Source organism: Halotia branconii CENA392 (assembly GCF_029953635.1).
GTDB classification, from domain to species: domain Bacteria; phylum Cyanobacteriota; class Cyanobacteriia; order Cyanobacteriales; family Nostocaceae; genus Halotia; species Halotia branconii.
Genome location: NZ_CP124543.1, coordinates 3,801,945 through 3,815,355 on the forward strand (window position 1 = coordinate 3,801,945; position 13,411 = coordinate 3,815,355).

At 42.7% G+C, this 13,411-nt stretch carries 18 protein-coding genes; 8 read left to right on the forward strand and 10 right to left on the reverse strand.

The features are described from left to right. Positions 1 to 131 precede the first annotated feature (131 nt). Together QI031_RS16645 and QI031_RS16650 are read right to left on the reverse strand one after the other, a co-directional pair. Positions 132 to 350, reverse strand: coding sequence for a hypothetical protein (locus tag QI031_RS16645; RefSeq protein WP_281480779.1), 219 nt, complete (start codon positions 348 to 350; stop codon positions 132 to 134). A gap of 63 nt (positions 351 to 413) precedes the next feature. Continuing rightward, positions 414 to 746: a hypothetical protein gene (locus QI031_RS16650; protein WP_281480780.1), complete on the reverse strand. Its 333-nt coding sequence runs from the start codon at positions 744 to 746 to the stop codon at positions 414 to 416. Between the two features lie 79 nt (positions 747 to 825). Here QI031_RS16650 and QI031_RS16655 point away from each other — a divergent pair, with 79 nt between their 5' ends. Then, the gene (locus QI031_RS16655) at positions 826 to 2,091 is read left to right on the forward strand and encodes an IS701 family transposase (RefSeq protein ID WP_281480781.1); all 1,266 of its coding nucleotides are present in this window, start codon (positions 826 to 828) and stop codon (positions 2,089 to 2,091) included. A 97-nt stretch (positions 2,092 to 2,188) separates the two neighbouring features. Here the strand turns inward: QI031_RS16655 and QI031_RS16660 are convergent, their stop codons facing one another. The 6 genes from QI031_RS16660 to QI031_RS16685 are packed head-to-tail and all read right to left on the reverse strand — an operon-like array spanning position 2,189 to position 4,450. Beyond that, positions 2,189 to 3,400 carry a hypothetical protein gene (locus QI031_RS16660; RefSeq protein ID WP_281480782.1) on the reverse strand — a complete coding sequence of 404 codons (1,212 nt, stop codon included), beginning with the start codon at positions 3,398 to 3,400 and terminating at the stop codon, positions 2,189 to 2,191. Continuing rightward, a complete protein-coding gene (locus tag QI031_RS16665; protein WP_281480783.1) occupies positions 3,390 to 3,569 on the reverse strand; it encodes a hypothetical protein in 180 nt (59 codons plus the stop codon). The genes QI031_RS16660 and QI031_RS16665 overlap by 11 nt, the downstream gene beginning before the upstream one ends. Before the next feature lie 4 nt (positions 3,570 to 3,573). Next, positions 3,574 to 3,768 (reverse strand): hypothetical protein, encoded by a 195-nt coding sequence (locus QI031_RS16670; RefSeq protein WP_281480784.1) that lies wholly within the window; start codon positions 3,766 to 3,768, stop codon positions 3,574 to 3,576. After that, a complete protein-coding gene (locus tag QI031_RS16675) occupies positions 3,755 to 3,955 on the reverse strand; it encodes a hypothetical protein (RefSeq protein ID WP_281480785.1) in 201 nt (66 codons plus the stop codon). The genes QI031_RS16670 and QI031_RS16675 overlap by 14 nt, the downstream gene beginning before the upstream one ends. Further along, positions 3,952 to 4,167: a hypothetical protein gene (locus tag QI031_RS16680; protein WP_281480786.1), complete on the reverse strand. Its 216-nt coding sequence runs from the start codon at positions 4,165 to 4,167 to the stop codon at positions 3,952 to 3,954. The genes QI031_RS16675 and QI031_RS16680 overlap by 4 nt, the downstream gene beginning before the upstream one ends. Positions 4,168 to 4,207: 40 nt before the next feature. Continuing rightward, positions 4,208 to 4,450: a hypothetical protein gene (locus QI031_RS16685; protein WP_281480787.1), complete on the reverse strand. Its 243-nt coding sequence runs from the start codon at positions 4,448 to 4,450 to the stop codon at positions 4,208 to 4,210. On the opposite strand from QI031_RS16685, the gene QI031_RS16690 reads away from it, so the two are divergent. From QI031_RS16690 to QI031_RS16700, 3 genes are all read left to right on the forward strand, one after another. Then, positions 4,449 to 4,583: a hypothetical protein gene (locus QI031_RS16690; protein ID WP_281480788.1), complete on the forward strand. Its 135-nt coding sequence runs from the start codon at positions 4,449 to 4,451 to the stop codon at positions 4,581 to 4,583. The genes QI031_RS16685 and QI031_RS16690 overlap by 2 nt on opposite strands. A 313-nt stretch (positions 4,584 to 4,896) precedes the next feature. Further along, entirely contained in the window at positions 4,897 to 5,244 is a 348-nt protein-coding gene (locus tag QI031_RS31870) for a hypothetical protein (RefSeq protein ID WP_281480789.1), read from the forward strand. A 243-nt stretch (positions 5,245 to 5,487) separates the two neighbouring features. Then, the gene (locus QI031_RS16700) at positions 5,488 to 7,893 is read left to right on the forward strand and encodes a DnaB-like helicase N-terminal domain-containing protein (RefSeq protein ID WP_281480790.1); all 2,406 of its coding nucleotides are present in this window, start codon (positions 5,488 to 5,490) and stop codon (positions 7,891 to 7,893) included. A gap of 12 nt (positions 7,894 to 7,905) precedes the next feature. On the opposite strand, the gene QI031_RS16705 is transcribed toward QI031_RS16700, so the two are convergent. Next, positions 7,906 to 8,262, reverse strand: coding sequence for a hypothetical protein (locus QI031_RS16705; protein ID WP_281480791.1), 357 nt, complete (start codon positions 8,260 to 8,262; stop codon positions 7,906 to 7,908). Positions 8,263 to 8,426: 164 nt separating this feature from the next. After that, positions 8,427 to 9,008, reverse strand: a complete 582-nt coding sequence (locus QI031_RS16710) for a tyrosine-type recombinase/integrase (protein WP_281480792.1) — start codon at positions 9,006 to 9,008, stop codon at positions 8,427 to 8,429. Between the two features lie 230 nt (positions 9,009 to 9,238). On the opposite strand from QI031_RS16710, the gene QI031_RS16715 reads away from it, so the two are divergent. From QI031_RS16715 to QI031_RS16730, 4 genes are read left to right on the forward strand one after another with little or no spacing between them, the layout of a single operon-like run. Further along, the gene (locus QI031_RS16715; protein ID WP_281480793.1) at positions 9,239 to 9,568 is read left to right on the forward strand and encodes a hypothetical protein; all 330 of its coding nucleotides are present in this window, start codon (positions 9,239 to 9,241) and stop codon (positions 9,566 to 9,568) included. Between the two features lie 2 nt (positions 9,569 to 9,570). Continuing rightward, positions 9,571 to 10,041, forward strand: a complete 471-nt coding sequence (locus tag QI031_RS16720) for a hypothetical protein (protein WP_281480794.1) — start codon at positions 9,571 to 9,573, stop codon at positions 10,039 to 10,041. A gap of 1 nt (position 10,042) precedes the next feature. Continuing rightward, positions 10,043 to 12,547 (forward strand): alanine-zipper protein, encoded by a 2,505-nt coding sequence (locus QI031_RS16725; protein WP_281480795.1) that lies wholly within the window; start codon positions 10,043 to 10,045, stop codon positions 12,545 to 12,547. Then, positions 12,547 to 13,368 carry a hypothetical protein gene (locus QI031_RS16730; RefSeq protein ID WP_281480796.1) on the forward strand — a complete coding sequence of 274 codons (822 nt, stop codon included), beginning with the start codon at positions 12,547 to 12,549 and terminating at the stop codon, positions 13,366 to 13,368. The genes QI031_RS16725 and QI031_RS16730 overlap by 1 nt, the downstream gene beginning before the upstream one ends. Positions 13,369 to 13,411: the final 43 nt, after the last annotated feature.

Below are 13,411 nucleotides of genomic sequence, written 5' to 3' on the forward strand. Positions count from 1 at the left end.
GCCACAAGAGCTTGTTTCTCCACAAAAGCCCTAAATTACTGGCTGTTGTGCTGTGCGTCTGGGTTGGACTCCAGACCGCGACGTGAGCAGCGCTCACGTTTCGCCGGTGAGTCAGTCCGGCTCATCAGGCGTTATTCTTGGCTAAGTCGTGTCGTTTCCAGCAAATTAACAAGTTCAAGCAAATCTTCATTAATAGCTTCATGAGATTCAGCGTTTGGTTCCTCAATGTCACCCACAAACTTTATTAATTGTTCGAGTTTAAATTTGGCTTTAAATAATTTGTGCCAAAGTATGTAGTAGTACCAGCTTGGATCGGGTTGAGGAATGCTTGATAAATCTTCGTTATTCATAGTTGATTTTGAGCAATTGCGATCGCATTTCAAAAATTTGGGTTAATTAAATATTGTGGTCCTTTAGAAATTTCCTAGTTCATTGGATGTGGTGGATGAGTCAAAAGGGATATCGTCTGGGTTTGGTTCCTCCGCCCCGGCTAATTCGTCTTTTTCAGCCTTGAGGCGTTCTACTTCTTTTTTAAGGTCATGTAACTCTTGCTTGAGTTGGCTAATCTCTGACTCTATTTGTTGACTGGCATCTTCTCTAACTTTTCGCTCTACTTTCTCCATAAGTCTGGAGGCTGCCTCTTCTGCGTCTTCGCCTTCAAAGATTTCAGCAAACATCTCTAAATGTTTACTTTCGTAACTTCCAGCATTGAAAATCCGTTTATAAGTAATGGTTTTAATTTGCATAGCGGGACTTAGGCAAAAAAAGAGAATAAAAAAGGCTATAATGCAGAATTAGCATAGGTTTTACGTCAAACTAACCCCCATGAAAGAGACAACTCCCACAGCTATGCCCCCATGCTTTGAAAAATGGTGTCAAAGGTTTGACGATGTATTTGGTCATAAAGCGCAAAAAAGGGAGTTTAGACATTATTTAGGGGGGTTGTTAGGAGAAAGCGAACGGAAAAACTTGTTCCAGCTCGCAGAAAATGCCGTAGGAGTAAATTACCACCGATTACACCACTTTTTGACAGATTCCCCTTGGTCGGCCACAAAGGTGAATGAACGACGCTTAGAGGTAATGAACAAGTGTAGTCAGACTAAAATCAGTAGGGGATTTAGCTTGATAATTGATGATTCAGGGCATAGGAAAAGTGGTAACTTTACCGAAGGTGTGGGAAGACAATATATCGGAGAAATTGGCAAGACAGATAATGGAATAGTGGTGGTAACAACTCATTTATATGATGGGAGAAAAAGCCTACCATTAGATATAGAGTTATATCAACACGCTGATTCATTACCCGAAGGAAAACAAGACCCTCTATTTGAGAAAAAAACAGAGATAGCAATTAAGTTAATAGACCAAACAAGAGAGCGAGGATATCAACCAGGAATAGTGATTGTAGATGCCGGATATGGTAACAATACATCATTCCTATTAGAACTAGAAAATCGCAAATTAAAGTATTTAGGAGGAATAGCCAAAAATCGGAAAGTCACAATTAGTGAGCAAGAGAATAATCAACGAACAATTAGGATAGATGAGTTAGCAAAGTCTATACCCCAAGAGGCTTTTAGCGAAACTCAACTCAATTTAGATAAACCTAGAAAAGTATGGGTAGCAACTTTTGAAGTAGAGATATCACGTCTGGAAGGTAAACGAAGTATAGCTATCGTCATGAATGCTGCTACTTTTTCTGATGCCACAGATATCGACTACTTTATTACCAATGTTTCTACATCTGTTGTAACTTCAGAATGGATAGTAAACACCTATTCTCAACGCAATTGGGTAGAGGTCTTTTATAGAGAAGCCAAGGGTTTTTTAGGATTGAAAGAATATCAAGTCCGAGATAAAACCAGTCTCATGCGACATTTTATCTTGGTATTTTGTGCCTATACTTTTGTCCTTTGGCATCAGTTGACTGGTGGTTTTAGACGTAGGTGGGCAACTAAACCGTTGAACACTTTTACTGAGGCTTTAGAAGCCTTTAGAACTGCTATTTCTTTCCGATTTATTGAGTGGTTGACTGTTAATCGTGACGTATTTGCCGCTCATAAAGCCAGTTTCGGCTTTATTTGGGCTTGATTTTTCCTTAAGTCCCGATAGTCCTGTGATATTTTTGACATTAGTTGAATCAGCCCAGAGGCGATCGCGTTACCTCCTTCACGCGATCGCTTTTGGCTTATGAGCCGAAATCCCTCCTAAGTTTTTCAATCAACCTCATTCCCTGGTCGTAACGCTTGCCTGTGTAACCTAAAATTTCGGTGGCAATGGTGCTGTCAGATTTTCCCTCCCCAAATTTCTGAATTAGCCGCCAAATCAAGCGGTTTTCATCCCCAGTATTTTCGCTATAATCCTTATCCTGACTAGTTTTCAGCGATTGTTCTGGGTGATTTTCAGTGCTGATCGCGTTGTTGGGCGATGGTTGGACTATGGTTGAACCATTCCGCATTGTTGCGGCTTTCATCTCGCGGTATGGGGGGAGTTTCAAAGGTATATCATCCAGTAAGCAGTGTGACTGGTCGGTTTTTAACCAGCTAATAAGCTGCTCATTTTTCAATGATTTGGCGTGTGCTTGAGCCTTTTTCCCCAGGCGTATGCGGTAGAAAGCATCAGCTAAATCACTTTTACCATCCAGCCCCCAGGCTGATACTCGGTCGTACTGACTGAGTAGAACTGTAAAGCGTCGTGCTTTTCGTCCCCTCCTAGCGTGACGCTCTAACCATTCGCCGGAACTGGCAACCTTTGAAACGAGTTCTGGGTATTCCTCGGCGATGATTACGCGCTCACTGCCAGCCAAAGCACCGTCACCGCGCTCAGTTCTGAGTTTGAGTTGGTCACTCAAGTCCTCCAAATCCTCAGCCATTCCCAACTCAATCGCTGACCAATTCTCACCCTTGCCAATGACCTCAAGCCCTTGCCAGTCGGTCGGTGTCCCCTCGCACTCGTAGACACGAACCCGACCGCCGACAGTGTAGGCGAGGTATTGGGCAAGGGTAGATTTACCCGTCCCCATCTCGCCGATAATCATGACTTGCTTGCCCTCGATGGCACTGATGATATCGGTAATGATTTCCAGTGGTTCATCTACTGGTACGGCTGACGCTTCAATGACTTGAGTCATGGGTGTGCCGGCATAGGGTAGGGCATCGTAGACTTTGAGTAAGCGTTTGACCCCAGCTTCCAACCCATCGCACAACCAAATACCGAGTTTTAAGCTGGCGCGGGTGATGTTGACTGAGAATAGTGAAAGTGAAAATATCACCCTCCCCATTCCCCAGGCACAGTAACGCCCAAGAGTTTGTGCATTGGGTAGATGCATATCTACCCAAACACCAGCTGTAGTAGTTTTTGGAGGTGAGGCAACCTTGATGTCTATTAGGTCATTTGCCATAGGTCACCCCGTCTTTAAACATCGAAAATTCAGATTTACAGGTTTTTAAATTGTCTTGCAACTGCTGGATGTTGGCTTCATAACTGCCAGAACGGTCTTGATACCACAGGGTAAAACCTACAGCTAATACTGCAACCAATAGCCAAGACAAGTTACTTTCGCTTTTCATGGGTTTAATCGAGTGCATCTAAAATCGCGTTTAAGTTGTACAACGAGCTATCTGGTTCTGGATCTGCTTGGGGCATGGGGTCAAAGTTAGCGCTGATTGCTTGTCTGATTTCTGATTCAGAATTACCCAGATCCAAGTTTGGCTGTAAGTTCTGAACAGGTAGACTTGAATCTGGTGGAGGTAAACTACTGCTGTGCATTGGTTTGACCTCGGTGATAGTGTTCCATTGCCTGATTTACAGCCTGTTGATCTTCAGAAGAACGCCCCAAGTCTGGTTTATGAGGGTCATCTTTAGCAACGACTATTGATGCTTTCTCGGCTATATCCTGGGGAACACCGCCGGCTGTCAGGTGTTGCAGTGATGTTTTGTAAACTTCTAGGTTCATCCTCCAATCCTCCGATACATAAAGGAATTGGTTGATGACCCCTCACGGGCAACCAATTCCTCTTCTGGTGTATCTGCGATGATGTCAGCCCAGCCGGTTTTATCGTTGTTGCGGATGTTATTTTCAGCTAGAGCGCCAGTGCCGGGGCGAACTGCTTCAAACTCCTGAATTACTTTTTGTTCTTTGGGTGTTAGCGGTCTTGGTTCAGTCATGGTAAATTTTAGTTACTCAATTGTTGAGTCAAAGCAAGCCCTAAGCGCTCACTGGGGCTTGTTTTGGCTTTTGATTTGGATGATTGGACAAAGAAACTCGAAAGCAGCGACCGGAACCGACCATCATCACTTCACGGTCAGCGAGGCGGACGGCCTTGCTACGGCTGACTTTCATCATTGGGAATGAACCATCAGCACTGAGACTAAACATTTCGTAGTTTTTGAGAGAGTTCCATTCCACAGCTGTACGGTCAGCCAAGCCGGAATACTCGACAGTATTCATGTCTGCGGCCGAGACTGCACTTGGTAAAGATGGTAAGTGCCGCTTCTGCTTGTTTTTGGGTTTATCGTCGGTCTTTGATCCTGTCTTAGTGCCATTAATGGCGGGTTCTAGTGCTTCCATAGTGGTTGCATAAGGGTATGATGCACGGACTTAAGTCCGTGCATAGTGCTTTTACAGTCCGGGCATAGTGCGGTTTAAGTGCCACTATGCATGGTGTTTAGTACTGCGACACGCCGCAGTGATTTTTGCTAAAGGCTTGCTGCTACTGAGTTATAGCGTTTTTAGCCTCCATAATTTGGGTTTTTGTTTTGGTGTGCAACGCAAGGTTTAGGCGTTGGGAAACTAGTGCATAATTCATATCTTAATAAGATACGGATATAGTCTAGCATCTTATATAATAAATTTTATAGAAAATCTTGGTAATCTTATATAAGAAGAAGTCCATCATGGTTTCAGAAAATGTCGAAATCGCCGAAGTCCAAGCACAGAGAGCATGGAGAAATCAAGAAAGTATTCAGTATGGGGTTAACTCAGACAAGCGTGGAGGGGTTAGACAGGCTGGCACAGAAATTAGGGGTGAGTCGTTCGCAACTGATAGAAATGATTGGCAGAGGGGAGATTTCACTGAGCAATGTGGACAAGCAATTCTTGGGGGAATCATTGATCGGCTGATCTCAAAGACCCTCGATCTCATAGAGGAATCTGAAAATAGAACAGCCGAGCTAAAAAAACATGTTGAAGAACTAAAAGAATTGTCTACTCAGTTCCAGGAGAAAACTGAAAACAAAGAATAACCCGTCCTACGTACAGATAGGGCGGGTTTATTCATGGCGATCACGTCTAACTTCAAAACCGGGCGCGATCGCAGCTACTCTAAAAAAATACTCACCAGAGATTAAGTGGTGAGTAAAACTTTTCAAAATATCAAAAATACTAATGAATAATAACAGAAAACAAAAGACTGAAATAGCAATTCAGATAACTTTTAATGCCGTCATTGAAAGTAATTATAACACAACATCTGGAGGAACTGAGAAATGGTAGCAGTTCCTTATTCCTACACAGATGAATACAGTTTTAAACCTGCTGACGATAGGTTGCCACCACAAAATATTGAAGCAGAAGAGGCTGTTTTAGGTGGTATCTTGTTAGACCCAAGCGCCATATATCGTGTTAAAGACAGGCTAGAAACAGAACACTTTTATATCGGCGCACACAAAGATATTTATCATGCTTGTCTTCGGCTAAACAAGCAAGGATTACCAACCGATTTATTACATGTTAGTAGCTGGTTATCAGACCATGATTTACTTGCAAGAATTGGTGGCAGAAACAAATTAGCTACCCTTATAGATCGCACAGTCAGTGCTGTAAACATTGATAGCCATGCAGCAATAATAATTACAAAATCTAAGCGTCGAGAACTCCTAAAATCAGGCTATAAGACTATACAGTTAGCCTACGATGAGGAGCAGGATTTGATAGACATCTATGCTAAAGTTACCAACAGAATAAAAGCAGTAACAGATACACCACTAGCACCTACAAAAGATGAATATCAACGCTGGAAACATGACCAACTACTAGAAGAGGTGACAAGTATTTATACAACTTGTGTAGAGCCGTCTTTCAGGTTTCTCAAACTGCATGAACTAGCCAAGGAGCATTCAGTTACTAACAATTTCTTAGAACATTTTTACTTAAAAAGTCTGACTGCTCAATGTAGTAAATTACTCACCTATGAAGAATTAAAAGAGTTAGCAGGTTCTACAGTTCGTGAGTGGTTATTAAATGGCTTGGTTCCTAAAAGCACAACTATTTTACTAGCTGCTGATGGTGGAGTTGGTAAAACTAAACTCGCTTATGGAATTGGTAAAGTCCTGATTCAGGGTAATCAGTTTGGTAATTTCATTGCTACAGGAGAGAAACGCAAAATTCTCTATTACCAAGGAGATGAAAGCCCCGGTGATATGATGCAGGCACTAGAGTCGCTAGGTTATTCAGAAGAAGATATTGGCAAGTACGTTAGGGTGCGGTTTGGCTGGAGTGCTGAAAATATCCCAGCTTTAATTGAAGACTTAAAAGAGTTTCAACCTGATTTTGTTGTCATCGACTCGCTTTCAACCATTAACAGATTTTCAATTTATCAGGAATCACAGATGGAGTATGCCCGTCCCATCCTAGAGATGACCGGGCTGGCCACTAATTATAAAACCACCTTTTTACTAATTCATCACAGCAATAAGCTAGGTGGTGTCAGGGGTACAACAGCCATTAGAAATGCAGTTAGTGAGGTCTGGACACTATCAAAGGACAGCAGTGAAACTGGTACGCCTAACGACCGCATCTTAGAAATTGACAAATCGCGATCGCGCTCCTCCGGCAATAAATATCGGATGTTTTTCAATCCTGAAGACCTCAGCTTTACTTTTATGGGAGAAGAGGGGCAAGACTTCGGTGGTCCAGCGCAATCGGCAAAGGAAAGAACATTGCAACTGCTGGCTGACCACAGAAACGTCAAATTTACTAGTGAAGAGATAGCCCACAGGCTAGGCTTTTCAAAGGATTATGCCCGTCGTTACCTAACGGAGCTATCAGCCGATGGTTTGGTGAGCGTAAAGCGCCAGCCGGGGAAAGCCAACCTCTATTTCCTTGCTTATGAAGGATCACCAGAGGATCACCCCTCGGATCACCTCGATACACATCCTGAAACCTTTGCTAATGGAGACATACAGCCAATTCTTAATGTTGGTATAAAAAAAGCAGGATCACCCCAGGATCACCCCTCGGATCACCTCCAAAAAGCAGATACAGTAAGCAACACAGCCAAAGGTGATCCTGAAAGTGCTGAAAATCGTGAAAAAATTCAGCAGTCAGAAAATTTTGTAGCCCAAAGCCACCTTGAGGATCACCTTTGCTCGAATGCCTTGCTAGGTATAGAGTCTGGAGGTGATCCAGGGGGTGATCCTACCCCGGATATGTGTGAAAAGATACATACCCAGGAAATAGCAGTCAAAGACTTATCAGAGAATAATTGCAGCCATTCTCCGCAGGGTGATCCGGGGGGTGATCCTAGGTTAGACCCCTCACCCGCAAACCCAGAATTATCTCCCTTACCTTTGATCCAGGAAAAATGCAAATACTGGAGCATATCCCAAAATCGAGAGGTGGAGGTATTCCACATTTTTGATAATTTCTCTGAGGTCAGTTGCAGGATTCCAGGCAGAGGTACTGTTACCCTACCTTTCTTAGATTTGCAATCCTGCCCAGAATCACCCACTTACCAGTTGAGTGTTAGAGATGAGGTGGTAATTTTGATAGGCAAGCATAAAGAAACCTTTGCCACCATCACCACCATTACAAATACTGGCATCTACCTAAAATCTGACAGTGGCAAGCTACTTGGTAAGTCCTACTTTCCTCACCAGATGGTCAAAGTCTGAAGAAAGGCGACATTATAACCCGCGACTCAATGAGTGACAACTATCGTCTTCGAGCAGTGCTGCTGGATTTTCCCGCAGCAGCTTTTGAAACTTCCTCAATTCATCCCAGGCACGGCTAGTCATGTCAGGTTTTTTAGAATGCTGGTTTGGGCGAAAATTGCGCTGCCTAAATTTGATGTAGCAGTCAATAGCATCAAGAATTAAATCGGCTGTATTGACGTGTGACACGTCTTTGCCGCTATCTATTGCTCTGGCATAATCCATGATTTGAGCCTCCAGCACAATTGGTACTCGAATTGTTTTCGTTTCTCCGCTGTGCCAGGTGCTACCACCTGTCCAAGTACCAGGAGTATGTCCACCCTTGCCCATGCAAAAATCCTTATATTGACGTGTGACACGTCAATATAGCATCAAGCCATAAAAAATGCGATCGCGCTAATAGGGTCAAAATTGCGATCGCAGAATCCCAAAATATTACTGATGTTGTGCTTAGCATATTCGCTTGGTCGGGCTTTGTCACAGGTTTGGGGGGTTTATAGAGTGGCGATCGCGTCCTTAACATCGTCATCGCTGACCTCGATGTAGCGAGACAAAACCTTTAAATCGGTGTGTCCAGTGGCTTTTTTAATAGTTGCAAGGCTGACACCTCGCTTTGCCAACTTGGTAATAAAACTCCGGCGGGTGCTGTGAGTGCTGATGCCTTTAGCAGCCAATCCAGCTTTTTCAACAGCACTACGCAAAATCATGTCAGCCCAGCGGAGCGAGATTGCCTTGTCTCCTGCGCGGTCGGGGAACAGCCAACAAGAATTTTTTTCTGGCTGATAAGCTGCTAAAGATTCATAAAGTACCGGATGTACAGGCACTTGACGAGTTTTTCGCTTTCCGTCAGGACTGGCCTTGCGAGTCCTGGCTCGAAAATTGATATACTCGCGTGGTGTATGGTCATCGTTATAAACATCGTTGACTTGCAATTGCACCAGCGCCCCCCAGCGCTCACCAGTGTACCAAGCCAGATCAAGAAGTAAGCGATATTTCCTACTTCTAATCTGTTTGCGAATTTTGGCATAATCCGCTTCTGTCAAAATGGCTGCTTGTCCATTTCGGTTATTCTTCATTATTATTTTTCTCTGCTTCTGCATGTTCCGGTTTAACCAACTGCAATGGTTAAATCGGAATATTTCTAATTAATGGTATTAGCAATATTCGGCTTAATCTTAGTTGTAGCAATGGTTTCACGCCATCCGTAAATCTTCCGGTTCTACATAAAACTGGAAGATTTACATAAATTTCAATCGCTCATAAAACGGATCTATCACTTCTATTCACTTCATCAAAAATTCGTTTTATGGCAGAACCAACTTTAACTCAGGTATTTGGTGCTAACGCGATTCAGGACGCAACAACTATTACTATTACAAAATCTGATTTAGCAGGATTAACCGCTTCTAGTAACAACACTGGCGAAAGTTTGTTAGTAGCTATTTTGTTGCAGGCGAAATCTTATTTAACTACGACTAACTTTGACTCCAATATTGACCAATCTATTGTTATCGATACTGGCTATACAAGCTTTATCACACGCGGCACTGATAACACTGGGTATAGGACTGATCAACTAACAATCTCTTTGAGCAAAATTGACACCGCTGCAACAATTGACCCGGATAATTACTAAAGATGACTCAATGTTTTCGGTTCTACGGCAAAGGGGCTGACGGGAATGTTAGTTACGAATTTTTTGCTTGTGGCACAACACCTGAATATCGTGCCAGAAACTCAACTACTGTATATCTTTATCTTGATGGTGTAAACGTTGCCGGGACAAATTATTTTTATCTGACTACAACGGCACAAGTAACTGCTGTAGCTAATGATAATCCTAATGCTGGTTATACAAAATACGGTAATTGCACCGCTTGTAACGCGGTTCCTTATGATTGCATAAATAATTCATGTGTCAAGAGCAATGTTTACGGGACTCCTGGCGAATATGACTCATTAGCTGAATGTCAAGCCGGCTGTGGCATGGTCAGCGGTCAGACATGTCCAGATCCATTTAAGTGTCTCGATCCAAATAACTATTGTCCTCCTGACATGGTTTGCATAGAACAAGCTGAGTTCAACGAAATTAGGAGATTATTAAGGTGATATGCCAACTTCTGGAGGGCAAACATTAATAAGTGATGTCGATGGGCTGAAATCGGCATTACGCGCACTAGAAATAAAGTTAAGTGATACCACAAACATAGCTGTTAGAACCGCTAATGGTTTAAATACGGTAGAGAGGAAAACAGATAATTTATCATCAAAAATTGATATCGTAGACGGAAAAGCTACTAGGTCGCTTAGTACCGCTAACGGTGCTAGTAACGAAGCTAAAAATGCAACTGGTGTCGCCAACAAAGCCGACAATAAGGCCAATAAGGCGTTGAATGTTAGCAACGAAACACAAGGCACAGCAAGACGAGCGCTCGTCGTAGGTGAACGTGCTGAAATCGTTGGCACAAAAGCAGACAGAGACGCGGCGGCTGCATTCGGTCAAGCTAATAATGCAAGCGCTCAAGCAACTAAGGCTGCAAGCGATGCCGAGTTAAGTAAAGGTTTGTCTATTCAAACCAGAAGAGTAGCAGAAACGGCTATCAGTGAAGCCAAAGCGTCAACGTTAGTGGCTAAAGAGGCAAGCGCACTAAGTAAAGCGACTAGGGGGATTGCTGACAATGCTGTAGGGGTAGCAAAAGCAGCCCAACGCGCTATTGACATCGTAGACAACAAAATCGCTAGTGTTGTCGGTCAAGTTGGCAGGCTTGCTAGCAAAGTAGCAGATGTAGCTTTAGACGCGGCTGAAGCAATAGGCATATCAAGAAAAGCGTTAACTACTGCTGGTAAGGTAGCTGGTGATTTATTGGGACTTGCCGCTAGAGTGGCAGGTTTAGCGAGTACTGTTATCGAAATTTTGCAGTTAGTAGCCTTCGCTGAGGCTTTGGGTTCTCGGATAGACGGCATAGAGCGAGAGTTGACATCACTTGGTGACGCTGTATCTAATATTTTAGGTCGCCAATTGCCAACCATTAGAGGTATAGCCAGGAATGCTTTAGAGGTAGCTAGTTCGGTGCGTGGTGTAGCTGACTATGCCGTAAGCTTAGGAAATTCTGCAAGCTCTCAAGCAAGCAGTGCAATATCTCAAGCTAGGCAAGCAATTGGCACAGCGGGACAAGCAATTCTTGCAGCTAATGTTGCTCAAACCGTTGCATCCACAGCAATCAATACAGCAGTACAAGCAAATTCTCAGGCAGTGAAAGCTGCAAGTATTGCGATCGCTGCGGGTAGCGTCGCCGCAACTGCAAACGTAACTGCCAACGCTGCTAGCACTTCAGCAAATGAAGCTAAATCAACAGCTAAGGATGCTAAGGACACAGCCAAGAAAGCCCAAAACACTGGTGATAATGCCCTAGCAAAAGCTGTAGAAGTAGCTGCGGGACTAGCGACATTATTGGGACTGTATCAATTGCTTAAACTTAAACCCGGCATTCCAGGTGTTCCAGGCATTCCGGGTCGTGACGGTAGACCCGGCAGGGATGGACGGCAAGGCGCTCCTGGTATCACGCAAATTATTCAAATTCCAGGCCAACCGGGCAGAGACGGAAGAGATGGTTTAAATGGATTCCCCGGTAGACCAGGGAGAGATGGAAAGGATGGAGTAGATGCAGTGCCTTATAACGATTCAGGGCTAAAAGCCTTTATAGCAGCTCAACACTCAGCAACTAGGTCATCGATATTGGCTCCGATCATGGCATTGCTAGCCCCAATATTTGCTATTTGTAAGCAGATTTTAGATGCTGTTAGTCAATTTAGTAATGCCGCACAATTAGCACTATTAAACATTATTAATAATAAGCTCGGTGTCCAACTTCCTGGTGGCATTGCTGGTAAGTTATCGCGAGTAGCTGAATGGCTGCATTTAGATCGAGTTTTGAATGTTCTTATCTGGTGGCAGACTTTGCACAATGCCTATATGCTCAGTGCCAATTTAGGACAAACATTAACTAGTGCAATATCCAATGTATTAGCAGCAATTGGTATCAAAGATGCAGAAGGTAGCCCTTTAGATATTGGTGCAATTTTAGGTGGTCAGTTTGATTCACTCGCTAAATCTGTAATTGGTGAGAGTGAATGGGGAAGTATTAAAGCTGAATATAAAAAATGGAACCGTATTTATCAAGCTGCTGCTAACTTAATGAATAGCATTCAATCAATTGGCTATTCAATTTTAAGTGCTTTAGAAGTTGTTGGTTCTTGGGTTGCTTTTATTGGTAATGCTTTAAAAAGATGGGGAAAGGTTAGCGAAAAAGCTTACAGATGGATGAATCCTACACCTAACTTTCAAAATAAATTTTTTACTAATTTAGAAAACGCTGAAAATGTAGTTTCTCAAGTAGATCAAGTTGCTAGTGAGGTTCTCTCTGTCCAGCAAACTGTTAACCAGATTGGAGAACAAAAAGAACAATTTACTAAAGCATTGAGTCAAGAGCCAGAAAGTAAGCAAGGAACTACACCACCAGAGGCAGCACAAATTAAAGCTGCTTCTGATGTTGCTAAATTGTTTAGTGCAACTGGTTTGGCTATTACTGATATAGACAAGGAGGCAGATGATTAATGCCATTACCAGAAGGATTTGATGAGTGGGAAAATCTACAAGATATTGTCAGACTGGAGCATAATAAAGCAGTTCGAGCATATTTTAAAAACCAGCCAGATGATGATATTAGTAATCCTAAGCCACGACTGAAGCATTCTTGTTTAATGAAAGATGACGACACCGATGTTATGACCATGATGAGGATGTGGTTGTTTGAAGTAACAATAGGAAGGTTAGAAGCAGTTCAGCGCCCAGTGTATGGTGTTCCTTGGTTTGATGTGCAATCAGAACGAACTTTTAAGCCTCAAGTAAAACTATTCTTTTTAGAACCTTATAATTTTGAAATTCATAGCAATGAATCAACACCACAAGCAGAAGGCGAAATAACTTTTAGGTTGATGAATGAATCAAGTGAAAGTATCAGCAGAACTGACGCAGAAACATTAGCAAGAAAAATTAAAAGTGTTTTTGCGACACCTCCTTTTGTTTGGCATAAAGGACGCTTTAAATGTACTTATTCAGATAAAGAACGTGGTTATGAATTAAAACTGTTAGTTCCCAGTAAGACTGAGGGAGAAAGAATTATTCGAGCCGTGCTAGATATCCAAAATCATTCTCTTGACCGTGATTATCTGCAATTTATAGACAATGACCGCGTTTATTCAAATAACCCAGGAACACATCGAGTTTATGGGCGTACAGTTAAAAAGTTCGTGCGTAGACGCACATCTGACGTAAAGTTTCGTTATGCTCAGTTGTTTATTTGGGGAAAACAGAATCCTGTGAATTTAGTAGCTGTTAGTGGATCTCGGCTACGAAGTGTAATTGAACGCGTTTAATTGAATAAAACTAAAAATTTTACGGACAACCTTATGTTATCCG